The sequence below is a fragment of the Psychrobium sp. MM17-31 genome (assembly GCF_022347785.1).
Lineage (GTDB): Bacteria > Pseudomonadota > Gammaproteobacteria > Enterobacterales > Psychrobiaceae > Psychrobium.
This window is the reverse complement of the sequence record NZ_JAKRGA010000005.1, coordinates 336,555-360,920: the sequence shown is the minus strand read 5'-3', so window position 1 is coordinate 360,920 and position 24,366 is coordinate 336,555. Positions and strand designations below refer to the sequence as shown.

Genomic DNA, 24,366 nt, shown 5'->3' with positions numbered 1-24,366 from the left:
TGATTAGCTTCCTGTACGTTATTTATCGACAGTTTTTATTGTTGTTATGATGAAAGCGTGCGAATTAAATTCGAGTAATCTTCTTTAATGTCGTGATTTTCTTCGCGCAGTTCAACCACCTTGCGACAAGCGTGTAACACTGTTGTATGGTCACGACCACCAAAGGCTTCACCAATTTCTGGCAAGCTGTGGTTAGTTAATTCTTTCGATAATGCCATTGCCACCTGACGTGGACGCGCCACCGAACGGGTACGGCGTTTAGACAGTAAATCAGATACTTTAATTTTGTAGTACTCTGCTACCGTTTTTTGAATATTATCGATTGTTACTAATTTAGCCTGTAATGCTAATAGATCGCGCAGCGCCTCTTTAACGAAATCGATGGTAATAGGACGGCCAGTAAAGTTAGCATTGGCGATAACGCGGTTTAATGCCCCTTCCAACTCACGAACATTCGAACGCAGACGCTTGGCAATAAAGAACGCCACTTCATCAGGCAGGTGTACTTTAGACTCGTCGGCTTTGCGCTGCAAAATAGCAACACGGGTTTCTAATTCCGGCGGCTCGATAGCAACTGTTAAACCCCAACCAAAACGAGATTTCAGACGATCTTCTACCCCTTCAATTTCTTTCGGGTATTTGTCACTGGTTAGGATAACTTGGTGATTGCCTTCCAGCAGTGCATTAAAAGTATGGAAAAACTCTTCTTGTGAGCGATCTTTATTAGCAAAGAATTGAATATCATCGATAAGGAGTGCATCAACACTGCGGTAATAGCGTTTAAATTCTTCGATGGCATTGTTACGTAGCGCTTTAACCATATCTTGTACGAAGCGCTCAGAATGCATGTAAACGATCTTCGCATCTGGCTTATTGGCTAAAATGCCATTACCTACGGCGTGTAATAAGTGAGTCTTACCTAAACCTGTACCGCCATATAGAAATAGCGGGTTATAAGCGCCGCCTGGATTTTCTGCTACTTGAATGGCTGCTGCGCGCCCCAGCTGGTTCGATTTACCTTCAACGAAGTTATCGAATTTGTAAGTGCGGTTGATGTTTGAGGCCAATGTCGCTTGCGGCGCATCGCTCTCTTTTTCCCAACTTGGCTTTACTGCGTTGTTTGTCGTAGCCGCTTGTGGCGAGCTAGTCGCTTTGGCGTTGTTATCAACTGGCGCCTGTGCAGGCTTCTTACTACCAATATCAAAACGCAGTGTTGGAACATCGCTGCCCATAGCTTCAACTAAAAAGCTGTTGATATTATCTTGGTATTTGTCACGCACCCAATCTAGTACAAATCGGTTTGGGGCATATAAGGTAAGAGTGTCTTCGTCGTGCTCGGCTTGCAGCGGTCTGATCCACATGCTGTACTGCGTTGCAGGTAATTCTTCTTGCAATCTATCTAAGCATTGTTGCCAAATCCATGCTGTCACTGCGCACTCCAAAAACAAATATCAAAAGGACTGACATTCTAGCCCTTGAGGCACCAAATCACCAGTGAAACTGCCACTAATTGTGAATTAAATTTAGCTTTGATCAAAGTTATTAACAGTTGATGAAATTACGGTGTTTTTTGTAGTGTGCAACAACAGAGGATCCTTAAAAGATCGTTACTAAATAAACATTAAGATCAATAACTTAAAATAAACTAAATTCAATTCACAAAATAACTCGCCACATGATGAACCTAAAAACGTGATCTAAACGCCGATTATTGCTGCTTTAAACAACATTATGCATTGACAATAAGGCCTATTTTTTCTAGAATCTTGCGTCCTTTAATTAGGCTTGTGTCAGTTGTAATACTGCAACTTTCACAAAAACTGTACAGTTTAATTTCGATCGAGTTAATACTATGAAACGTACTTTTCAACCTAGCGTTTTAAAACGCAAGCGCAACCACGGTTTCCGTGCTCGCTCGGCAACTAAGGGCGGTCGTGCCGTTCTTGCTCGTCGTCGCGCAAAAGGCCGTGCTAAGTTAAGCGCGTAATAATTGACCCATGGTTAATTATTCTTATTCTCGGGAGTTAAGACTCTTAACTCCCGCGAATTTCTCAAATGTCTTCAAAAATCCGTTAAGAGCGGGTTCCCCCCAACTGACCATTTTAGCTTGTACCAACGAATTCGATCATCCACGATTGGGTTTAGCCGTACCAAAAAAACAAGTTAAGCTCGCGGTCGACCGCAACAAGATTAAGCGTTTATTACGCGAAAACTTTCGTTTAAATCAACATGATATTTTGCCATTAGACTATGTCATTATCGCGAAAGGCGGCATTGGGAAATTAGACAACAACGAATTAAATAAACTAACTAACAAGTTATGGAAAAAAATCGCACGCCGCTACAAAGAGCAGCAACAGCGATAATTCGTGGCTACCAGTTATTTATAAGTCCACTACTAGGTCCTCGCTGTCGCTTTACCCCAACCTGCTCTCAATATGGTATTGAAGCAATAAATCGTCACGGATTTTTAAAAGGTGCTTGGTTAACAAGCAAACGTCTATTAAGATGTCACCCTTTTAATGATGGTGGCAGCGACCCTGTACCACCGAAACATCATTCACCTAACCAGAGAAGAAATTAAAATCTTATGGAATCACAACGTAATATATTGATTGTGGGGCTGTTATTTATTTCTTTCTTGCTATACATGGAATGGCAAGATGCAAATAAACCACCACAACCTGTAACACAACCAACAGCTGTAGCTAATGATGCGGCCACTACTAACAATTTAGTGCCTACTAGCACCGCCGTTGCGAGCCAAGCAGATTTAAATCCTCAAGCCGATCGCCAAATCATCACCATCACGTCTGATTTATTAAAACTATCTATCGATACGTTAGGCGGTGACATCGTTGAATCGAAACTACTTGAGTATCCGGTTGAGATGAATGGTGCAGAAGATTTAAATCTTCTAGAAAAATTACCGAACTACACCTACGTTGCTAAGAGTGGCTTAATTGGCGCCAATGGCCCAGACGATGCGACTCAAGAATCACGTCCTCTATACAGCTCAGCTAAGCAAAGCTATGTGTTAGATGCTGGTCAAGACAGCATCGACGTAGTACTTAGCTACACCGACGCTCAAGGCATCGAATTCGAAAAAGTATTCACGGTAAAGCGCGATGCTTATAATGTCGATGTTAGCTACCGCGTTAAAAATACCTCAAGTCAAAACATCCTAGTTCAACTTTGGGGTCAATTAACGCAAAGCGTAGTTAAGCCAACTGAAGAAAGCAGTTTCTTTATGCAGTTATACCGCGGCGCTGCTTTCTCAACTGAGCAAGACAAATACGAAAAATACGACTTTAGCGACATGGACGATGCCAACCTAAAACAAATCACTCAAGGTGGTTGGGTTGCGATGATTCAGCATTACTTTGTGACGGCTTGGGTACCAGCTAGCGATCAAGAAAACCGCTTATATACCAGCCTAACAGGTGACAAAGAGCTAGGTTCTATCGGCTTTATGGGACAGCCAACTACGATTGCGCCAAACACTACGCAAGAGTTTAAAGCGACGCTATACACAGGCCCTAAATTACAAGATCGCCTAGAAGCTGTTTCTCCGACCTTATACCTAACTGTTGATTACGGTTTCCTATGGTGGTTGGCATCGCCGCTCCACGCATTACTAACACTCTTCTACACTGCAGTTGGTAACTGGGGAGTTGCTATTGTTATGCTAACTCTAGCTGTACGTGGTTCAATGTATTGGTTAACCAAAAAACAATACACATCAATGGCGAAAATGCGTCAATTAGCACCTAAAATGGCAGCATTAAAAGAGCGCTACGGTGATGACCGTCAGAAGATGGGTCAGGCAACCATGGAACTTTACCGCAAAGAAAAAGTAAATCCATTAGGCGGATGTTTACCATTACTACTACAAATGCCTATTTTCCTAGGTTTATTCTGGATGCTTCAAGAGTCGGTAGAGCTACGTCACGCGCCATTTATGTTCTGGATTACTGATTTATCAGTTAAAGATCCTTATTACGTACTGCCTATCTTAATGGGTGCAAGCATGTGGTACATGAGTAAGTTGCAACCGTCTATGTCTGCCGACCCTATGCAGCAGAAGATGATGCAAATCATGCCAATTATCTTTACTGTATTCTTCTTATGGTTCCCATCTGGTCTAGTACTTTACTGGGTAGTAAGTAACATAGTGACACTACTACAACAAACTTACATCTATCGCCAAATCGATAACGAAGAAGCGAAAGCTGGTAAGAAGTAAGTTAAGCGTATTGCCGCTCCTTATCATCCTTGATATTGCGGCATACCGCTCATCCTGAGCATAAAAGCGGCGTTAAGCCGCTTTTTTTATGTCTATATTCCGCCAAGCTTATGCTAAAATCCCGCCCAATATTTATTCACCAACCAAAGAATATTCCATGAGCTTTGACACAGATACCATAGTTGCCCAAGCCACGCCCCCCGGTCGTGGTGGTGTAGGCATAGTACGCGTTTCAGGCCCGCTGGCTCAGCGCGTCGCCCAAGAATTATTAGGCAAGGTACCAACACCGCGTATGGCAGACTATTGCTCGTTTTTAAATGCCGATGGCAGCGAGTTAGATCAAGGCATCGCCCTATTCTTTAATAACCCAAATTCGTTCACTGGTGAAGACGTACTAGAACTGCAAGGCCATGGCGGCCCTGTCATTGTCGATATGCTAATAAAACGCGTATTAACTATCGACGGCGTACGCACTGCTCGTCCAGGTGAGTTCTCAGAACGCGCTTTTATGAACGATAAAATGGATTTAGCCCAAGCCGAAGCCATTGCCGATCTAATCGATGCTACTTCTGAGCAAGCCGCTAAATCCGCTGTTCAGTCGATGAAAGGTGATTTTTCAAATCACATTAACGAACTCGTAGAAGCGCTCATTCGCCTGCGTATATACGTAGAAGCCGCCATCGATTTTCCAGAAGAAGAAATTGATTTCTTATCTGACGGCAAGGTATTAGGCGATTTAAATGCCATCATCGAACATCTAGATACCGTACGTCGTCAAGCGCGCCAAGGCAGTTTATTACGCGAAGGGATGCGTGTAGTTATCGCTGGCCGCCCTAACGCAGGTAAATCATCACTGCTTAACGCTCTATCTGGCCAAGAACTGGCTATTGTTACCGATATTGCCGGTACTACGCGTGACGTACTGCGTGAGCATATTCATATCGATGGTATGCCACTACACATTATCGATACTGCCGGTTTACGTGAAAGCCCAGATAAAATCGAGCAAATTGGTATCGAGCGCGCATGGGAAGAAATCAACCAAGCCGACCGCGTATTATTTATGGTGGATAGCACCGAAACTAATCACAGCGATCCTCACAAAATTTGGCCAGAATTTATGGCTAAATTACCGAGTGATACTGGTGTATCAGTGGTGAGAAATAAAGCCGATCTCAGCGGCGACACCGCAGGTGAAAGCAATAACAACGACTACCCTATTTTCAACATCTCAGCCAAAACAGGCGCAGGTGTCGATTTACTGAAAAACCACCTTAAAGACTGCATGGGTTATCAAAGTGTTGGCGAAGGTAGCTTTATGGCGCGTGCACGCCACATAGAAGCCCTAGAACGCGCTAAAGAACATATAGACATAGGTAAAGACCAACTCGTTGGTTTTAACGCAGGTGAGCTATTAGCGGAAGAACTGCGCTTAGCACAGCAATACTTAAGCGAAATCACCGGTGAGTTTACCAGTGATGATTTACTAAGCCGTATCTTTACCTCGTTTTGTATCGGTAAATAGCCTAACCAAACTGCACTTCTAAATTAGTTACACCAAGCTTTTTAAGAAAGGCACCTAAAGTGTCTAAACGCCATGTTCGCAGTTCATCACTGCGGCCATGGCGGACAATGTAGGCGAGTTTTTTATCGGGATTGATACCCACCAGAGAGAATTTTAGTGGTGAATTTTCATTTTCTTGAGCAATAAACTTTGTGATAGACTGAGTTTCTACCAACCGCGCAAATTCCCCTTCTTTAACTCGATAAAAAATAACACTCATACATTTTCACGTTTTGTAATCGACATTTTGTCATAATGTCGAATTTGCTAGTCATGTACAAGTGTTTCTCTGTGCTTATTGACGATTAAAGTGCTTTAAAACGAATAGCTACACCACCACTGGTTGCTAATTTCAGTTTGAGCTTATCCTTACTAGTCACCTTTTTATTCTCGATCACCATTTCATAAGGCTTATTTACCCAATCGGCATCCTTACCGTCACGGTAGATCTGTGCTTGATAAGTTTTACCAGCAGCCAAGAAATCAAGATTAACCTCGATATCACGGGCATTTTCATCGGTAACAGCACCTAGATACCAGTCATCGCTATCGCGCTGCTGACGGGCAGTTACTACAAAGTCCCCTACCTCCCCATCAAGAGCGATACTGCGTTGCCAGTCAGCGGGAACATCTTTGATAAACTGCAGCGCGTCAGGACGTTTTTCATAGTTACGTGGTAAATCCGCCGCCATTTGAATTGGGCTATAAATCACCACATAAAGTGCTAACTGCTTAGCTAGCGTCGTTTGTGGACGGTTAACCGTTGCATCACCGATACCGTTAAAGCCTAAATCGAAAATGCCCGGTGTAAAATCCATAGGGCCAGACAACATGCGTGTAAATACTAGATTAGCGATATGCTCTGGTGGATTTGGCGGCGTGCCCCACGCGTTAAACTCTTGACCACGCGCGCCTTCACGAGCGATCCAGTTCGGATAAGTACGGCGCAGGCCAGTATCTTTCACTGGTTCATGAGTATTAATACTAATACCGCGCTTAGCCGCCTGTTTTACCGAATGCAGATATTCATTCACCATAAACTGACCATCATGCCATTCGTGACGAACCTTACCGTTTTCATCGATGCGTTTGATTTGGCCGCCATCGGCTACATAACCAGTTTTTACCTGAGTAACGCCGTGTTTTTTGTATAAATCAAATGCCTTGTCCATTTGATTACGATAGTTAGTTACGCTGCCAGATGTTTCGTGATGACCAATTAAACGCACACCTTTACTCTTGCCGTATTTAGCCACTTCATCAATATCAAAATCATCGTATGATTTCGCGAAATTAAAGACATCGCCGTTTTCATACCAGCTGCCATCCCAACCGATATTCCAGCCTTCAACTAATACACCATCGAAACCGTGTTTGGCGGCAAAGTCCATGTAACGCTTTGTCTCTGACGTTGTCGCACCGTGCTTTTCACCTGAGCCCCAAGTATTTTCACCAAGGTGCATCCCCCACCAAATGCCAACGTATTTACCCGGCTCAACCCAACTTACATCGCCAAGTTTATTTGGCTCATTAAGGTTTAGTATCAAGTTAGAGTTAACCAAATCAACTGCCTTACGACCAATTTGCACGGTACGCCACGGCGTTGTGAATCCAGCTTTTTTTTTAACAAGAATACCGTCTGACCACGGCGTTAAGTCTGCTTTAAAAGTCCCTGGACGACGTTGATTCAATGTCATGCCAGCATAATCAGTAAGCGCCGCTTCATGAATACTTAAATGCACACCTTGATCGGTTTTTAGGGTAAATGGCGTATGAACATGCGCCGCTTTAAAGGCTGGCGTATTTTCATAAACATATTCATAGCGATTCCAACCACGCGCAGGGATCCACCACGACTGTGCTTTATCCGCATTAGCTACGCTAAATTCAGTGAGTTCATTAGTAATATCAACGCGCCCTTTCATACCAGCTTGTTTCGGCACTTCATAGCGAAAACCAATGCCGTCATCGTATACTTTGAACGTCACATCAAAATGCTGCTTCTTGTGTTTAAAAGTAACCGTTAACTGCTGATGATTATCGCGAATATCTTTGGCTTCCCCCCAAGGTTGTTGCCAAGTCGTATCGCTACTGCTGCGCTTACTATCGCTAATTTTGAAACCGTCGCTAAATTCCCCTTGTTTCTTAAATACCAAGCCCAAACGGGAATTATTGATTACAGATTTACCATCGAGTGACACCTGATAAGTGGGAAATTTACTGTCGTCAGATACGGTAACAACGATAGAGCCATCGGGTGATTTTACTTTGACAGACTCGGCAAATACGGGAAATGACACCGCGGTAATGAGTGCGGCATACAGTGGATTTAAAACGCGCATAGCAAACCTTTGTAGTTATTATTTTTTGAACAAAAATAGTAACTTGCTCCCTAAACTTCACTCAATTGGCTGCATACGTATTCAAAAAAATAAAAATAAATAACCCTTTTTTAAACCCTCGTCGTTTATAGCAATAACCAATACATTCACTTTGTTAATTATCGAGGTAATTATGACTTCATCAAATACTATAAAAACCAGCATCGCTTTCGCACTGATGCTAACGCTTATTGGCTGTAGCGGGCCTCTCTCTCCATCAAAAAAGGATCAATCAAAAGAAGCCCAATCAACAGAGGCTCAAGAAGCGAAGAAACAACAAGAGATAGCTAAACAACAAACACAGAAACCACAGCGAGCCGAGGTAGCGGTAGATTATCACTATCTCACTAGCCAGCCAGTTACTACCAAACAATTCGCACGCCACAAAATGGCTCAACCAATGATAATGCCGATGCCACATCCGCAGCCTGTAAATACCGAAAAGTATCAAGAGTTTGACGAAAATGGTGTAAAACAAGTGAGTGCATCACCGCTATCAACGTTTTCAATTGACGTGGATACAGGAAGCTACTCGAATATGCGCCGTTTTATCAATCGCGGTCAACTACCACCAAAAGATGCAGTGCGCGTTGAAGAAATGCTTAACTATTTCAATTATCACCAAACCACGCCGCAAAATACTAGCCAACCTTTTAGTGTGAATACCGAACTAATGACATCACCGTGGAACCGCGATCGTAAGTTATTAAAAATCGGCCTCAAAGGCTATGAAGTGCCTAAAACAGAGCTTGGAAATGCTAATTTAGTATTTCTATTAGATGTATCAGGCTCAATGAACTCACCGCAAAAACTACCGCTGTTAAAAAGCTCGTTAAAAATACTCACCAAACAGCTCGATAGTGATGATCGTGTATCCATTGTGGTTTATGCCGGTGCAGCAGGCATGGTACTAAAACCAACGCCAGGTAATGAATATGCCACAATTAGCAATGCCCTCGAACAACTCAATGCTGGTGGTTCAACCAACGGCGGCCAAGGTATAGAGCTGGCATATAACTTAGTCAGTGAAAACTTTATTAAAGATGGCATCAATCGCGTGATTTTAGCTACTGATGGCGACTTTAACGTCGGTTTAAGCGATACCAATGCCCTTAAAGAACTGATCAAGAAAAAACGCGAACAAGGCATTACGTTAACAACGCTCGGTTTTGGACAAGGCAATTACAACGATCACCTGATGGAGCAAATTGCCGACGTTGGCAATGGTAATTACGCCTATATCGACAACATTAACGAAGCCCGTAAGGTTCTTGTCGACGAATTATCATCAACCCTCAGCACCATTGCGCATGACGTAAAAATTCAAGTAGAGTTTAACCCACAATTAGTCAGCGAATATCGCCTCATCGGTTATGAGAATCGCGCGTTGGCCAACGAAGATTTTAATAACGATAAAGTCGATGCCGGCGAAATTGGTGCAGGGCATCAAATGACAGCGCTTTACGAATTAACCATGCACAATGCAAAGCAACAATCAGTTGATGATTTAAAGTATCGAGCGACAAATACGACGCCAAGCAACAGTAATGAAATAGCCAATGTAAAACTGCGCTACAAATTGCCTAACCAAAAAAATAGCAAGCTTATCGAGCAAGTTGTTGATAAATCGCAGCTGAGTAAACAACCTAGCGTCGATCTCAAATTTGCCACTACAGTTACCGCATTTGGTCAATTGTTAAGAGGTGGAAAATATCTGCAAGATTACTCGATTGACGATATGATAAACCTTGCTTTAGCCAATAAAGGCAGTGACGAATTTGGCTATCGCAGCGAATTTATTCAATTGATGCGCACGGTAAAAACACTGAAATCAACGTCAACTTTGACTAAGGAACTGTCATCAAACGTTCAGACCATCAACTAATGATCGATTTTAAGGCGGGCGATTTAATGGCGTTCAACTTGCTGTATGCCCGCCATAAAGGTCCAAGTTATCGCTATTTACTCAGGCAGTGTAGCGATAAGACAATAGCTGATGATCTGATGCAGGAATTATGGGGTAAGTTAATTAAAGCCAAGGAAAGCTACCAACCAAGCGCCAAGTTTACTACTTGGCTTTACACAATCGCCCACAACGTTTTAATAGATCATCATCGCCAGCAGAATCGACATAATCAGAACATCGACGACGAGCATGATTCTGAAAAAACTAGCGGCAACGGCCACCTAACTCCTGAGCAGCAGGTTGTTACAGGACAACAGCGACAATCGATAGATCATTGCCTGCAAAAATTACCTGCGCCGCAGCTGGAAACTTTCTTACTTAAACAAGAAACCGATCTCAATCTAGAACAAATTTCACAGGTAATTGAATGTTCAATGGAAGCAGCGAAAAGTCGCTTGCGATACGCCTATCAATCGCTGCGTAAGTGCCTATCACTCGTCAACGCCGTGGCAGGAGAATAAGATGACCGATCACGACATAGACCAACAATATAAACAGCAAGCGACAGAAATGCCGCCAATTAGCGTTGATAATAAAATTACACAAATGGCGCAGCAAAGCGTGCGCAAAAAACCAATAAGCGCTTTCAAACGTTACGCACCGTTATCCTTGGTTGCCAGTATTGCGCTAGTCAGTATTTTAGTGCTCTATTTTCCGCAAACTTACCAACAACCGCCAATTATCCAAGAGCCCTCAGCACCAACGGCTATTACAGCTTCTTCTAACGAAAATGCTGCAGACGAGAACATGATAATTCATGAAATAAAAGCATCACAGCCCGAAGTTTTAATACCACCTCCTATGGAAAAAAAGCAGTTTCATAGCGTTAGGTCGACGCAAAAAGCTCGACTTAGCAAACGTGAAATGGCTAAAATGGAATTTATCGCTAAGCAACAAGCCCATGATATTGCAGAAATTAGAAACTTGTTAAAGCAAAAAGAGTTAAATGCAGCGATGCAAGCTGCCAAAAATTTTGAAAAACGCTTTGGCAAAGACGCATTACCAAAAGAACTACACTATTTAATCGCTAAACCAGATAAATAAATGAATTAGCATTCACTTATTTTAATGTTGTAGGTAAGCTAGTACAAAAATAACAAATACAACAAGTTATGGCTTATAGACCAACAGCAAAAACCCGAGCCCACATGGCGAAACAACGTGCGAAGCTACTTGAAGCTGCCAAAACGATCGTTTCAGAAGAAGGTTTTAGTGGTTTGACGATTAAAAAAGTCGCCACGGTATCAGGACTGGCGGTAGGATCGGTTTATAAACACTACACCAGTAAAGATCACTTACTAGAACAAGTTTATTGTGAACTGACCGAACGCGATCTCGTATTGGATCACGCACAAATATACACATCAAAAGATCCTAAAACACAATTAACCACAGCCCTCGAGCAACTTTTTTCTCGGGCATTAATGGCAGACAAACTCTCTTATGCCCTGTTCGCAGAACCCCTGTCAGAGCGGATTGAACAACATAGGTTGCGGTTTAAAGATCAATTTAAGCAAGTATTTCACAACATAATTCAACAAGGCATAACACAAGAGATCTTTCTCGAACAAGATCCTGCAATTGTCGCAAGCGCAATCATGGGAACGCTCAATGAAGCCACATTGATCCCGTTGCGTTGGCAACATCAACAAATGCCTACATTTGAGCGCATTAAGCTCATTTCGCAATGTCAGCAGTTTTGTTTACGCTCTATTACCTATGCAGGTGATGAGTCGAGTTTTTTTAAATAGGAAACACTATGAAACCAATTCATTTTATTGTCGGTACTATGCTGGGCTCCAGCGAATACGTTGCCGATCATCTAGCAACCTTAGTTCCAGATGGCGTTGAAGTTAACCAACATTTAGCGACGGATCTCAATGATTTCGATCTCAAAGTTCCCCAAACATGGATCATCTGTACCTCAACTCACGGCGCTGGTGATTTCCCTGACAATATTCAAAACTTTATCGATCAACTAGCCATTCAAACTGACTTAAAACACATAGATTACGCGGTATGTGCGCTAGGTGACACTAACTACGACACCTTCTGCCAAGCGGGAAATACCGTAGATCAAATGATGCGAGATCGCGGTGCAATAGCGCTGGTGGATCCATTAAATATCGACGTAAGCACCGGTGAAATCCCTGAAGATCTCGCAGAAACTTGGTTTGTTCAGTGGAAAGACAAGCTAGAGGGCTAGATTTAATGTGCTCAAACGCCAAGATCACAATAAAAACAGCGCTTACGATCGCCATAAAACGGATCTCAATTACCCATTGAGATCCGTTTTTTTATTGGTTTGCTAAAAATAGTTTATTCAAGATCACACTTTTTATTAGATCTAACCTGTGAATAACTACCTTATATCCCCTAATTAAAAAAAACTTATTCGTTAATAACTTTATTTCCAAACCTCTCTGTGGATAACTGGCGCTTTTATTCACACTTTGATCCCAAGATAGATCGCGATCATTTAACACTTTATGATCGCCATTATGATCTTGATCATCAGGATCTTAGATCACTTACGCACAGATCTAGGCGATCGTTAATAACAAGAATTAATAAAGATCTTTAAATAATTCTATTTATATTATGTGTTGGATCTCGCCAAAATGATCGTTTTAGATCAGATAAAAAATTGGTAGAATATTCGCCCTTTTGAAACACGTGGTATGAGAAATGTTATTTAACAAACAGTTTGACGTAATTGTCGTTGGTGGTGGTCATGCAGGCACTGAAGCGGCACTAGCAGCGGCTCGTATGGGGCAACAAACCCTCTTGTTAACACATAACATCGATACCCTAGGCCAAATGTCTTGTAACCCAGCCATTGGTGGTATTGGTAAAGGCCATTTAGTTAAAGAGATCGACGCCCTTGGTGGTTACATGGCACAAGCTACCGATCTTGCCGGTATCCAATTTCGTACTTTAAATTCAAGTAAAGGCCCAGCAGTTCGCGCAACTCGTGCTCAAACAGACCGCGCGTTATACAAAGCGGCTGTGCGTGCTAAGTTAGAAAACCAACCTAACCTCACCATCTTCCAACAATCTTGTGATGATCTAATCGTTGAAAACGATCAAGTTTGTGGTGTTATTACCCAAATGGGCATTAAGTTTACCGCTAAAGCAGTGGTATTAACCGTCGGTACTTTCCTTGGTGGCACTATTCACATTGGTTTAGAAAATCATACGGGAGGTCGTGCTGGTGATCCTGCATCTATTAAATTAGCCCATCGTTTACGCGAATTACCATTGCGTGTTGATCGTTTAAAAACTGGAACACCACCGCGTATCGATGCGCGAACTATCGACTTTTCAAAACTTGAAGCACAGCCTGGTGATAATCCGTTACCTACTTTCTCTTTTATTGGTAGTAAAGAAGATCACCCTGAGCAAATTCCGTGTTACATCACTCACACCAACGAACAAACTCACGACATTATTCGTAATGGTCTTGATCGCAGCCCGATGTTTACCGGTGTTATTGAAGGAACTGGCCCGCGCTACTGCCCTTCTATTGAAGATAAAATTACCCGTTTTGCCGACAAAACTTCACACCAAATTTTCGTTGAGCCAGAAGGTTTAACGACTAACGAAGTTTACCCAAATGGTATTTCCACCAGCTTGCCGTTTGATGTCCAAGTAAAACTGGTTAATTCGATGAAGGGTTTTGAAAATGCATTTATCACTCGCCCTGGTTATGCCATCGAATACGATTACTTCGATCCTCGCGATCTAAAACCGAGTTTAGAAAACAAATTTATCAACGGCTTATTCTTTGCTGGTCAAATTAACGGTACAACTGGCTATGAAGAAGCGGGTGCCCAAGGTTTGATCGCTGGTTTAAATGCGGCACGCCAAGCGCAAGATCTCGATGTGTGGTCACCACAACGCAACCAAGCTTACATGGGCGTATTAATTGATGATTTATCAACGCTAGGTACTAAAGAACCGTACCGTATGTTTACCAGTCGTGCCGAATATCGCTTGTTATTGCGTGAAGATAACGCCGATATTCGCTTAACTGAACAAGGTCGTGAGTTAGGCTTAGTTGACGATCATCGCTGGAAGTTATTTAACGAAAAGATCGAAAGCGTTGAGCAAGAAAAACAACGTTTGGCATCACATTGGGTACAAGCGAAAAGCGAACAAAGTGCCGAGCTTAATCAGATGTTGAAAACACCATTAAGCCGCGAAGCTAGTTTAAAAGATTTATTAACTCGTCCTGAAGTTACCTATGATGAGCTAATGAAAATTGACGGTTTTGGTCCTGGCTTAGAGAAAGAAGACGCCGCTTACCAAGTGCAGACTCAAATCAAGTACGCTGGCTACATTGCTCGTCAAATGGATGAGGTTGAAAAGCAACAACGCAATGAAAATACCTTGCTACCAATCGATTTAGATTACAGCCAAGTATCTGGTTTATCTAATGAAGTTGTCGCAAAACTTACCGAAGCACGCCCTGCTACACTCGGTATGGCAAGTCGCATTTCTGGCATTACGCCAGCGGCAATTTCGCTGTTGTTGGTGTACATGAAAAAGAAAGGCTTACTGAAAAAAGCTGGCTAAACGCTAGCTCTTATAGTTTGCAAAAAAGAAAGGGTGCTTCAAGCACCCTTTTTGATCTCGTAACTTATATTTTCCGAAAATCACTTTATTTAACCGTTCGTCATTTTTTACCCCACACTATCATTTCACTCATTAAGATAGCAGCATCAAAAAAGGAGCTATCACGATGATTGAATACCTCAACGCAATCGAATTACTTAACTACGGCTTATCAGCAAGTCAGTGGCAAGGATTAATTAAATTGACGGTTATTGGTATCAGCGGTTCGTTATTGCTCAACTCTTTAAAATCCAATAATGATGAAAGGACTGTGTTATGAGTAACTCTTCACCTATGGCTCTTGTGAATATATTCGTTGAGCCAAAATCTGTTTTCGACAATCTAAAAGCCAATAAAAAATGGGCTATTGCGGGCATGCTGCTAATTATCGGCATTACAGCCGTTAGCTCAGTGATGTTCTTTGGCGGTATGTCTAGCTCATGGATCGTTGAGCAACAATTGATGGCGGCTGGCGATATGTCACCAGCTGAGCGCGAAGCTGCACGAGAAGCCATGACAATGATGGCCGATTACGTGGGAATTATGGCTGCTGTTTCTGCGGCTATTTTCGTACCAGTCGTCAGCTTACTATTCGCAACTTACTACTTAATTATCGGTAAAACAGCGGGTGGTGCCGAGCCTGAATTATCTTTTGGTGATTGGTTCACGTTCACTATTTGGACGCAAATGCCGTCTATCATTAACACACTTGGTTTTATGGCATTGTTTTTAAGTGCGGCTACTGCAGATTTACCCCTATCGATGGCTAATTATGCTTCTTTAAACCAACTTGTGTTTAATTATGGTCCTACAGATTCGTTATATGCTTGGGCTGAATCTCTAAATCTATTCGCTATTTGGTCAGTGATTCTTGCGGCTGTTGGTTTTAATCGTTGCTTAAAAACGTCGATGGTTAAATCTGCATTGTTCGCTGTTTTACCATTGATCGTTATTTTCGGTGCTTGGTTTATTATCGCCGCTTAACTGCAATTTGAGTCACAGGATCAGACCATGAAAAAGCTCTTAATATTCATCGCTATAATCGCTGGGGTAGGTGCCTTAGTCTTTTGGAAAAAAAATAGCGACAACCATCAAGTTCTCTCGGTAAGTAGCGAAAAAATTGCTAGTGAAGTGCTATCAGACAGCATTTTAGCTTCGGGTAATTTGATTTTTAACACCCAAATTCAAATTCGCTCAGAAGTCACAGGGATAGTGACTGAAGTTCTAGTAGAAGAGGGGGAATATGTAGAGCAAGGTCAGATCCTGATGCAACTTGATCAAACGGCGTTTTCAGCAGATGTTGCTAACAATCAAGCCGCGGTTAATGCGCAGAAAATCGAAATTGAGTTCGTTACAGAACAGTACAACGAAATGAAGCGTCAATTCGCCGTTAAATCTAAGCTGTTTAAACAAAAGTTGATTGGCGTTGATGATTTAGAGCAGTTTCGCAGTCAGCTAAACGTTGCCCGCATTAAGGTAAAAGCGGCGCAAGAGCGTCTTAATCAAAACAAAGCATCGTTAGCTTTTGCCAAAGATCGCCTGAGCAAAACCACTTTTAGAGCATCGATGCCGGGGCTTATTGCTGCAGTTGATGTTAAACCGGGTGAAACTGTTATCGCAGGTACCACTAACATCGTTGGTTCGGCACTAATGACCTTGGCTGATCCCAAAACCATCTTGGCTGAGTTACGAGTCGATGAAGCCGATATTGCTAGCGTTAAACCGGGAATGGCGGTGGAAGTTTTCGCTGCGGCAAATCCAAAACAGGCGCTAAAAGGTGATGTGACTAGTATCGGCACATCGGCACGCGCCGATCGCCAAGGTTTAGGCCTATATTTCCGCGTTAAAGTACTCCTTAAAGACAGCCAGCAACTTTATCCAGGTATGAGCTGTCGTGCTGAAATCATTACTGCACAGGCTGAAGAATCATTAAGTGCGCCTATTTCTGCAATTTTGAAAGAGGGTGATAAACACTATGTTTGGGTGATTGAAAATGGACTTGCTAAGCAACAGTGGGTTGAAGTTGGTATGGCCACAGATACGCGTCAGCAAATTGTCAGTGGCTTATCAAAGGAGCAAGTGGTTGTTACCGGCCCTAGTCGCATTGTTCGCGATATTAAAGAGGGCAGTGAGCTTAGTCTGAAAAAGGATAGTTAATGATGAATAGCCAGCAAAACGAAGCCGTTATAGCCATAAAAGGGGTTAGCAAAAGCTATCACATGGCGGATGAAGCGTTTTACGCACTGCGGGATGTCGATTTATCTATTTATAAAAATGAATACGTTGCAATTACAGGCCCATCCGGCTCTGGAAAATCGACGTTAATGAACATTTTAGGTTGTTTAGATAACCCTAGTGCTGGTGAATATTGGCTCGATCATCAAAATGTTGCCAGCCAAAGTGAAGCCGAGCTTGCGGAAATTCGAAATTATGGCGTTGGCTTTATCTTTCAAAGCTTCAACTTGTTGCCGCGTGCTAGCGTGTTACAAAACGTGATGCAGCCGCTAATTTATCGCATGATGCCAAATAGTGAACGCAAACAACTAGCATTAGACGCCCTAAAACGCGTTGGATTAGCAGATAAGCTCAAAAACTTGCCCAATCAGCTCTCAGGTGGGCAACGTCAACGGGTAGCTATTGCGCGCGCCCTAGTCACTAATCCGGCGATTATTCTCGGTGATGAACCTACGGGGAATCTCGATAGTAAAACCACGCGTGACATTATGGACTTATTCGATGAACTTCACGATCAAGGCCACACCATTATCTTGGTAACCCATGAAGCGGATATTGCTGATCATTGTCGCCGTGTTATTCGTCTCGTTGACGGTCAAATTGAAAGTGATGTGTTAAATCACAAGGAAGCGAGTCATGGCTAGATTTTTTCACGCCTTCTACGAAGGCTCTAAAGCAGCAATGCAAGCGATTACCGCACATGGAATGCGCAGTGCCTTAACCACTCTGGGGATTATTATTGGCGTCGGCGCGGTAATCACAGTGGTGGCCATCATGGAGAGTTTAAGTGCCAATATTACCGATCAGCTCGATGATTTAGGCAGTGATATGGTGACACTACGCGCTTACACCAATCCAGAGCAAGAGATGTTAGGTGTTAGTAATAAAATCAGCTACGACGATTTCTTGTTGTTAAAGGGCAAAGTTAAAAACGTCGAGGACATGACTGCGGTAATGCGCGCCTTTAGTTTAGGCTCTAGCGTGCAATACGGTCGCAATAACACCCAAACTCAAATTATAGGTACTGACAGTAGCTATCAGGCGGTCATTCACGTTTATCCTGAATTGGGACGTTTCTTATCTGAAAGTGATGATTTACGTCGTCGCCGCGTTGCCTTTATTGGTGCATCAGTAGCTAAAAAACTCAATATGCCGGAAGATCCTATTGGTGAGTTCATTAATCTTAGCGGCGATTGGTTTCGGGTGATTGGTCTTGCGGAAAAGCGCGGGAGCTTGTTTGGCTTTGATCAAGACAACTACATTATCGCGCCTTTCAGTACAGTTCGTTCCCTTAATGGCTCTCAGGCAACGGACAACATAGATATTATGTTTAGGCCTGCTGCTGGTGCAGATTTTAAGGCGATCAAAGAAAATATTCGTCAGGTATTGCGTCAAAAACACAAACTAAGCGGCGATGATTTAGATCACTTTGAGTTTGTCACTGCCGAGAAAACTAAAAAACAATTTGAAAGTATTACCACATCAGTCACCTTAGTGGCAGGTGGCGTCGTTGGTATTAGTTTGTTAGTTGGCGGTATTGGCATTATGAATATTATGTTGGTATCGGTGACCGAACGTACTAAGGAAATCGGTATTGCCAAAGCACTAGGCGCTAGTCCGCAGTTTATCTTGTTCCAGTTCTTGGTCGAGGCCTTGCTGTTATCACTATTAGGTGGCCTGATCGGATTAATTCTCGGTTATGGTTTAGCGTCCATGGTAGCGCTATTTATGCCGGGTTCTAATGGCGTGATGGTGCCATTGTGGGCAATCGGACTTTCATTTGGCTTTACCACCTTAATCGGGGTAGTCTTTGGTCTTGCCCCGGCAATCAAAGCTGCAAAATTAAATCCAGTTGATGCATTAAGATATGAATAAACAAGCATTTTATGATTGGTGGCGCGAATATCGCGCTATCGCGTTCTCCTCTACTAAGAGTTACAAAATAGTTACCGTTGTAGGCTTAACCCTTAACTTATTCATGTCTGTATCCATTTTGCAGGCGATGATTACGCACAACGGTCAGTATAGCGCTATCGTATTGCGTGCCGTGGTTGATGGCTTGTGGTTCTTTTTGATTACGCATTTTTTCATTCGTAGTTACTTAAAAATAAAAATCACTCACTCTGCTTTATCAGGGGCTAAAGTGTGGCGTTTCTTAGCCTTTTTAATTCCTGTTTCTGTTATTCATATTGCTGGTGCAGTGGGCGTTGGTCAGTTTGAATATTTCGCCTTTACTGATGTGAATTCTCTTAAATTGTTTAACGATCAAGGGGAAACCGAGTTTGATATACAAAAACTTCCTTTTATCGCATTACTCATATTTAACACCTACATCGTGTTTTTAGCGTGGGCTATTGTCTATACGTTTTGGCATCAACAAATCAATCGTCGTAAGGTGCAAAAAGAAATGCATCAGGCGCAAATTCAACAGCTAACTAATCAGTTAAATCCTCATTTTTTATTTAACGCCTTTAACAGTATTCGCGCGCTTATCTATGAAGATAAAGACAAAGCCGCAGATACTGTGACTCAGTTATCTGAATTGTTTCGAACTCATCTTCAAGCACATCTCAAAGCAAAATCGACCCTCGAAGATGAGTGGAATGTGTGTTCTCGTTACCTCGCTATCGAAGGTATTCGTTTGGAAGAACGCTTGCAGTTAGGCGTAACGCTGGACGATGAACTATTAGGACAACAAATTCCGACATTAACCCTCTTAACACTGATTGAAAACGCTATTAAACATGGCATTTCCCCAAACAGTGAGCCGGGAAAAATTATGGTGAGTGCCAATAAGATTAGCGATAAAAAATGGCACTTGTCGGTGGGCAATACTATCGATAAACCATCGCAGGCGGACGGTACCAATACTGGCATGAAAAACGTAAAGCAGCGCCTGTCATTAATGTTTGGTAAAAAATATCAATGGGTGCAAACTAAGACCGATAGTTTTTTCGAAGTGAAAATGGAGCTGCCACTTGCTTAAAGTTTTAATTGTAGATGATGAGCGCTTAGCGCGAGTCGAACTCAATCGCTTATTAACTCAAATAGATGACGTTGAAGTGGTAGCTCAGGCTAAAAATGCCGCCGAAGCTTTGTCTATTCTCAAGCAGCAAACTATCGACTTGGTATTTCTCGATATTCAAATGCCGGAAGTGACGGGGCTGGAATTGGCGCAGCAAATTGATGCCAACATCAAATTCGTCTTTTGCACCGCCTTTAATGAGCACGCGGTGGATGCATTCTCTCTTAACGCCACCGATTACATTGTAAAACCTGTTAATGCAGAGCGCTTGGCTAAAACCATTGCTAGAGTGAAAGAAACCGTTGCAATAAAAGCGCCTGAGGTCGTTGAGTATTTACCTGATAATCACGGTTTGTTATTGAAAATAGGCGAGAGCAATCAAATCGTTCGCCTCGAAGAAATCGAACGTTTTGAATCTGTTGGTAATCATGTTGCTGTCTATACCACTCAAGGAAAATCCTATATTCACTCGTCGTTAAACAAGGTAGAAAAACGCCTTAACCCAGCGCAATTCTTTAAAACTAGCCGAAGTGAAATTGTCCGTATCGACAGTATTTTACGCTTGGAAGAGGGGATGTCTTCTGGTAGTTTAGTGGCAATTATGAAATCAAATCAACAAGTTGATGTCAGTCGTCGCCAAGTACAATCACTCAAGCAACTGTTTAATGTGTTTTAAAAAGGAAAGGCGCTTAACGCCTTTCCCAATGATGATTAAAACTGGTAACTAACACCTAAAGTCGTGCCAGATACTTTTAAATCTCCCATGTTCATCAATTGATAACCCGCTTTGACAGCGACGCCGTTATCCCATTGATATTGCCAACCTGCTTCGGCGAATAAACCAATGCCATCATCGCTGACTAGCTTGTTTTTACCATTGTTAATTTCGTAATCGTAAAAGTTAGCGCCGAGTTTGCCGTATAAGCTGTTGCGCTCTGTTAAGGCGTATTGACCTTTGGCGGCAACCACTAAGTTACCGTATTTAAAATCATCTGCCGCTAGGTTAAAGAACTTATTGGTTTGTCTCTCACACACTAGCTTGTCTTTAGTGTCTTTACATTTCCAATCTTCGGCATCGCCACCGCCGTTTAAACCGACTTCTAGCGCAAACATGTCAGAAAAATTGTAGTTGTAGTGAAAGTAAATAGAACCAGCGCCATCGCCGTCTTGTTTTGAATTTTTGTATTCAGCACCGCCACCAGCTAATTGAACGCCAACGCTATGTGGGCCTTTAGTTGCCGCCTGTGCCATTGAGCTAACGCCAACTGTTCCCAAAATCGCAACCAGCGAGATTGATAGTGTTTTCAGTTTAGTCATCATATTTTCCTTGTAAGTTGAATCGTGTTATTTCGATGGCAAACATCATATGAAAATAAAGTGTCTTAGACTGTTGGATACTGTGGGGGAAATGTTCGTTTATGTAAGAATACGTAAGGGAAAGTAAGGTTAAACACTACTTTATTGTCTGAAATCACTGTCTAATAGCTACTTTGTATGGTTCAATTAATTAAATCTGTTTTAAACGCACTTCTCACGTAAAAGGAATTTTGAACATGAAATTCAAAAAACTTGCCCCATTATCCTTATTACTCTGCTCGCCACTCTATGCTGCACAAGGTGATCAAGTGAGTAATTCACGTTATAGCGTTGCTACTCATAATGCTTATGCCATGAATGGTGTAAACGCTGCGAGTGTTAACGCTCACACTAAAGAGTCAGCCAGTTTTGCTTTCTTAACTTCACTGCGTTTTGGTGGTGAAATTGGCGATGCTGATTTTGCCGATGATATCGAAGATTTAATCGATGAACTCGATCGCGATGACATTACGCTGGATGAAGCTAATGCCTTAATTGATCGCTTTAATGCCGTATTAAAGCTGGCAGGCGATAAAGGCTACGCCGATGTTAACGTTGGTTTAGAGCTACCACTATCAGTACTTTGGAAGCGTGAGAAAGATGCATTTAGCTTTAGTACGCGTACTTATGGCACTGCTCATATTGATATTTTAGATGACACAGTTCGTTATAACCCTCTACAGCAAACCATTGAAACGAATGCTGCTGGTTATGTAAAAGTTGCCGATATGCTCGAGTTCTCATTTGGTTACAGCCGATTAGTGTGGCAACCAAAACAAGGTGATTTACACCTTGGTGCGCGTTTAAATGTACAGCGTTTAGGTCTATCAAAGCAGGTTATCGGTTTTCAAGCAGCGGACGGCGATGATGATTTATCGGATACTTTCCTCGATGATTACGAAGATTTCAAAAATGAAACCACTGAAATAGCCTTAGATTTATCCGCTTACTGGTCAGCGAAAAACTACAATCTCGGCTTAACCTTATCAAACGTCAATGAGCCAGAGTTTGATTATGGTGAATTGGGTAAAAATTGTGGTGATTTAACCAATGACATTAGCCGCAGTAATTGTTTAACTGCGTTGTCTTACTCTGATCGCATTGACCTCACTGAAACCTATAAGGCAACCAGCTACGCAACCTTCCAAGCGAACTATATTTCTGACAATGAGCGCTTTAGTGCCGATTTCAGCCTTGAGAGCGATCACGTAACACCTGTTGGTGTTGAAGAGCAGTGGATGACGGCATCTGTTGGCTACAAACCAGAAACTTCATTTGCGCCTAATGCCCGTTTAACTTATTCAAACAACCTTGTTGGCAACGAGCTAAGTTACCTGTCAGGTGAATTGACTTGGGGCTGGTTTGGTTTAGGTCTTGGCTACTCGTTAGATAAAACGGAAATTGACGGCGATTCAACGACGCGCGGTGCATTCATTAATCTTTCTATTAGCAACCAATTTTAAGGACGATGACCATGAAATTTATTAAATCTCTGTTAGCCGTTGGCGTAATTAGCGCATTGGCAGGTTGTTCACCAGATGAGCAAGACGTTGTCGATGCGACTCAAACACAGGTCGTGGTAAATGGCGCGGTAATAGATCCTTTTATTGCCAGCGCTATTGTTTTTGCAGATTACAATGAAGATGACGTTTTAGATCCGTTTGAGCCTTGGGCATTTACCGATAAAAACGGTTACTACAGTTTCGGTAAAGATGGTGAAGATTACTGTGCGGATAACAGCCGTTATTGTTTGAAATTACCAAGTAATGATCCCGTTAAATTAGTTGCTGTTGGTGGGTATGATCTAACGACGTTAGAGCGTGTTAATTCACGTATGAGCACCATGTATACAGGTAACAGCGGCATTCAATACATTACGCCGCTAACCAGTGTTGGCGACATAGCAATTAACGAACAACAAAGTATCGAAGCTAATCAAAATATTATGCAAGATGCATTTCTATCTGGTGATTCAGCATTTGGATTGGCATTTACACTCCATAAAGTCGTTGAGTTAATTAGTAATGAAATCGCGCAAGAGTATCCAGAAATCGGTGATAATGAAGATTTACCTGTTGATGTTGCTGGTTATACGTATGACGCTATCAATAAACTAAGCAAAGAAGAAAGGCTGTCATTAGCGTCTTTACTTAAAGACATGACAGATGAGCGCATTAATAAATTATTGACTCAGGTTAGAACCCGTTTAGATAGCTTTATTGTCAGCAAAAATAGTGCACCTGAAAAAGGTTTACAGCGAGCAGTGTCGTCATCGGATATTAATGAGCGTATACGCGCTATTATTGACAGCCTAACTAAGCTTCATAATTTGCTAACGACACAGTTATCAAAAGATCTTACTGAATCAAAAGCCCGTGTGATGGCTATTTCTGGCAATAACTTTCTCGATCAAAGTCTGCAGGATGCATTAGATAATAATCAAGTGCTAACCGATATCGTACTTAATGAAGTTGTACTCGACGATCTCGGTGAAGATAGTTTCGATGCTGATTACTTTAACGGGCTAAATACGGTGGGGGATATTGATGCTGGCACATTGCGTATGCGCGCTCGCAATCAATTGCCAACAGATTTAACGGATATGCATTTAGTGTTAACCGATAAAAACGTTAAACGCGATGCGGTTATTGGTTTCTTCTTTAATGGGGAAAGCAGCGGTAATGTTACGGCCTGTGTTAAATTCCAAAACTTGCGCAAGCCAAATGACTCGCAAAATACCAACGGCACACTGCTAACGGGTAATTGGGATAAATCCGATTACTTTATCGATTTAACGCTGCGATTAGCGGGAACCGAAGAAGCATTGCGTATTAAAACTACGGATAGCACCAGCTTCGTGTTTGATTACGATAAAGATGAAAAAAATTGGTCTACTAACACGGCTTTTGCTAACACTAGTATTACCGTGCCAACCACTGACCAACAGTGTAAAGATTGGATAGCTAGTTTATAGTT

The 24,366-nt window shown here is 42.2% G+C and carries 24 protein-coding genes; 20 read left to right on the top strand and 4 right to left on the bottom strand.

Features of this window, described 5'->3' with window-relative positions; genetic code table 11:
- Positions 1 to 44 precede the first annotated feature (44 nt).
- On the bottom strand, positions 45 to 1,430 hold the full coding sequence (dnaA, locus tag MHM98_RS16380) for a chromosomal replication initiator protein DnaA (protein WP_239440443.1): 1,386 nt from the start codon (positions 1,428 to 1,430) through the stop codon (positions 45 to 47).
- Between the two features lie 422 nt (positions 1,431 to 1,852).
- On the opposite strand from dnaA, the gene rpmH reads away from it, so the two are divergent.
- The 5 genes from rpmH to mnmE all read left to right on the top strand — a co-directional run bounded on the left by rpmH (position 1,853) and on the right by mnmE (position 5,771).
- Positions 1,853 to 1,987, top strand: a complete 135-nt coding sequence (rpmH, locus tag MHM98_RS16375; RefSeq protein WP_101215276.1) for a 50S ribosomal protein L34 — start codon at positions 1,853 to 1,855, stop codon at positions 1,985 to 1,987.
- A gap of 10 nt (positions 1,988 to 1,997) precedes the next feature.
- A complete protein-coding gene (rnpA, locus tag MHM98_RS16370) occupies positions 1,998 to 2,366 on the top strand; it encodes a ribonuclease P protein component (RefSeq protein ID WP_239440442.1) in 369 nt (122 codons plus the stop codon).
- Entirely contained in the window at positions 2,321 to 2,584 is a 264-nt protein-coding gene (yidD, locus tag MHM98_RS16365; protein WP_239440441.1) for a membrane protein insertion efficiency factor YidD, read from the top strand. The genes rnpA and yidD overlap by 46 nt, the downstream gene beginning before the upstream one ends.
- 6 nt (positions 2,585 to 2,590) lie before the next feature.
- Positions 2,591 to 4,246 (top strand): membrane protein insertase YidC, encoded by a 1,656-nt coding sequence (gene yidC, locus MHM98_RS16360; RefSeq protein ID WP_239440440.1) that lies wholly within the window; start codon positions 2,591 to 2,593, stop codon positions 4,244 to 4,246.
- 157 nt (positions 4,247 to 4,403) lie between these two features.
- Positions 4,404 to 5,771, top strand: coding sequence for a tRNA uridine-5-carboxymethylaminomethyl(34) synthesis GTPase MnmE (gene mnmE, locus MHM98_RS16355; RefSeq protein ID WP_239440439.1), 1,368 nt, complete (start codon positions 4,404 to 4,406; stop codon positions 5,769 to 5,771).
- 1 nt (position 5,772) lies between these two features.
- Here the strand turns inward: mnmE and MHM98_RS16350 are convergent, their stop codons facing one another.
- Both MHM98_RS16350 and MHM98_RS16345 read right to left on the bottom strand, forming a co-directional pair.
- Entirely contained in the window at positions 5,773 to 6,030 is a 258-nt protein-coding gene (locus MHM98_RS16350) for a hypothetical protein (protein WP_239440438.1), read from the bottom strand.
- An 85-nt stretch (positions 6,031 to 6,115) separates the two neighbouring features.
- Positions 6,116 to 8,152 (bottom strand): glycoside hydrolase family 97 protein, encoded by a 2,037-nt coding sequence (locus tag MHM98_RS16345; RefSeq protein ID WP_239440437.1) that lies wholly within the window; start codon positions 8,150 to 8,152, stop codon positions 6,116 to 6,118.
- A gap of 172 nt (positions 8,153 to 8,324) precedes the next feature.
- Between MHM98_RS16345 and MHM98_RS16340 the strand changes: the two genes are divergently transcribed.
- The 13 genes from MHM98_RS16340 (at position 8,325) to MHM98_RS16280 (ending at position 20,710) form a co-directional block, all read left to right on the top strand.
- Entirely contained in the window at positions 8,325 to 10,076 is a 1,752-nt protein-coding gene (locus MHM98_RS16340; protein ID WP_239440436.1) for a VWA domain-containing protein, read from the top strand.
- Positions 10,076 to 10,618 (top strand): sigma-70 family RNA polymerase sigma factor, encoded by a 543-nt coding sequence (locus MHM98_RS16335; protein ID WP_239440435.1) that lies wholly within the window; start codon positions 10,076 to 10,078, stop codon positions 10,616 to 10,618. The genes MHM98_RS16340 and MHM98_RS16335 overlap by 1 nt, the downstream gene beginning before the upstream one ends.
- 1 nt (position 10,619) lies before the next feature.
- Positions 10,620 to 11,201: a hypothetical protein gene (locus MHM98_RS16330; protein ID WP_239440434.1), complete on the top strand. Its 582-nt coding sequence runs from the start codon at positions 10,620 to 10,622 to the stop codon at positions 11,199 to 11,201.
- A gap of 104 nt (positions 11,202 to 11,305) precedes the next feature.
- Positions 11,306 to 11,908: a TetR/AcrR family transcriptional regulator gene (locus tag MHM98_RS16325; RefSeq protein WP_239440433.1), complete on the top strand. Its 603-nt coding sequence runs from the start codon at positions 11,306 to 11,308 to the stop codon at positions 11,906 to 11,908.
- An 8-nt stretch (positions 11,909 to 11,916) separates the two neighbouring features.
- Positions 11,917 to 12,363: an FMN-binding protein MioC gene (mioC, locus tag MHM98_RS16320; protein ID WP_239440432.1), complete on the top strand. Its 447-nt coding sequence runs from the start codon at positions 11,917 to 11,919 to the stop codon at positions 12,361 to 12,363.
- A 482-nt stretch (positions 12,364 to 12,845) separates the two neighbouring features.
- Positions 12,846 to 14,735 carry a tRNA uridine-5-carboxymethylaminomethyl(34) synthesis enzyme MnmG gene (mnmG, locus tag MHM98_RS16315; protein ID WP_239440431.1) on the top strand — a complete coding sequence of 630 codons (1,890 nt, stop codon included), beginning with the start codon at positions 12,846 to 12,848 and terminating at the stop codon, positions 14,733 to 14,735.
- 166 nt (positions 14,736 to 14,901) lie between these two features.
- Entirely contained in the window at positions 14,902 to 15,054 is a 153-nt protein-coding gene (locus MHM98_RS16310) for a hypothetical protein (RefSeq protein ID WP_239440430.1), read from the top strand.
- Positions 15,051 to 15,758, top strand: a complete 708-nt coding sequence (locus MHM98_RS16305) for a YIP1 family protein (RefSeq protein ID WP_239440429.1) — start codon at positions 15,051 to 15,053, stop codon at positions 15,756 to 15,758. Before MHM98_RS16310 ends, MHM98_RS16305 begins: the two co-directional genes overlap by 4 nt.
- Positions 15,759 to 15,785: 27 nt before the next feature.
- Positions 15,786 to 16,931 carry an efflux RND transporter periplasmic adaptor subunit gene (locus tag MHM98_RS16300; RefSeq protein ID WP_239440428.1) on the top strand — a complete coding sequence of 382 codons (1,146 nt, stop codon included), beginning with the start codon at positions 15,786 to 15,788 and terminating at the stop codon, positions 16,929 to 16,931.
- Positions 16,931 to 17,653: an ABC transporter ATP-binding protein gene (locus tag MHM98_RS16295; protein WP_239440427.1), complete on the top strand. Its 723-nt coding sequence runs from the start codon at positions 16,931 to 16,933 to the stop codon at positions 17,651 to 17,653. The genes MHM98_RS16300 and MHM98_RS16295 overlap by 1 nt, the downstream gene beginning before the upstream one ends.
- Positions 17,646 to 18,884: an ABC transporter permease gene (locus MHM98_RS16290; protein ID WP_239440426.1), complete on the top strand. Its 1,239-nt coding sequence runs from the start codon at positions 17,646 to 17,648 to the stop codon at positions 18,882 to 18,884. The genes MHM98_RS16295 and MHM98_RS16290 overlap by 8 nt, the downstream gene beginning before the upstream one ends.
- Positions 18,877 to 19,995: a histidine kinase gene (locus tag MHM98_RS16285; protein ID WP_239440425.1), complete on the top strand. Its 1,119-nt coding sequence runs from the start codon at positions 18,877 to 18,879 to the stop codon at positions 19,993 to 19,995. Before MHM98_RS16290 ends, MHM98_RS16285 begins: the two co-directional genes overlap by 8 nt.
- On the top strand, positions 19,988 to 20,710 hold the full coding sequence (locus tag MHM98_RS16280) for a LytTR family DNA-binding domain-containing protein (protein WP_239440424.1): 723 nt from the start codon (positions 19,988 to 19,990) through the stop codon (positions 20,708 to 20,710). The genes MHM98_RS16285 and MHM98_RS16280 overlap by 8 nt, the downstream gene beginning before the upstream one ends.
- Before the next feature lie 35 nt (positions 20,711 to 20,745).
- On the opposite strand, the gene MHM98_RS16275 is transcribed toward MHM98_RS16280, so the two are convergent.
- Positions 20,746 to 21,351 carry a porin family protein gene (locus MHM98_RS16275; RefSeq protein WP_239440423.1) on the bottom strand — a complete coding sequence of 202 codons (606 nt, stop codon included), beginning with the start codon at positions 21,349 to 21,351 and terminating at the stop codon, positions 20,746 to 20,748.
- A 236-nt stretch (positions 21,352 to 21,587) separates the two neighbouring features.
- Between MHM98_RS16275 and traF the strand changes: the two genes are divergently transcribed.
- Together traF and MHM98_RS16265 are read left to right on the top strand one after the other, a co-directional pair.
- Positions 21,588 to 22,853, top strand: coding sequence for a conjugal transfer protein TraF (gene traF, locus MHM98_RS16270; protein ID WP_239440422.1), 1,266 nt, complete (start codon positions 21,588 to 21,590; stop codon positions 22,851 to 22,853).
- Between the two features lie 11 nt (positions 22,854 to 22,864).
- Complete coding sequence (locus MHM98_RS16265) at positions 22,865 to 24,364, top strand: hypothetical protein (protein WP_239440421.1); 1,500 nt, start codon at positions 22,865 to 22,867, stop codon at positions 24,362 to 24,364.
- Positions 24,365 to 24,366: the final 2 nt, after the last annotated feature.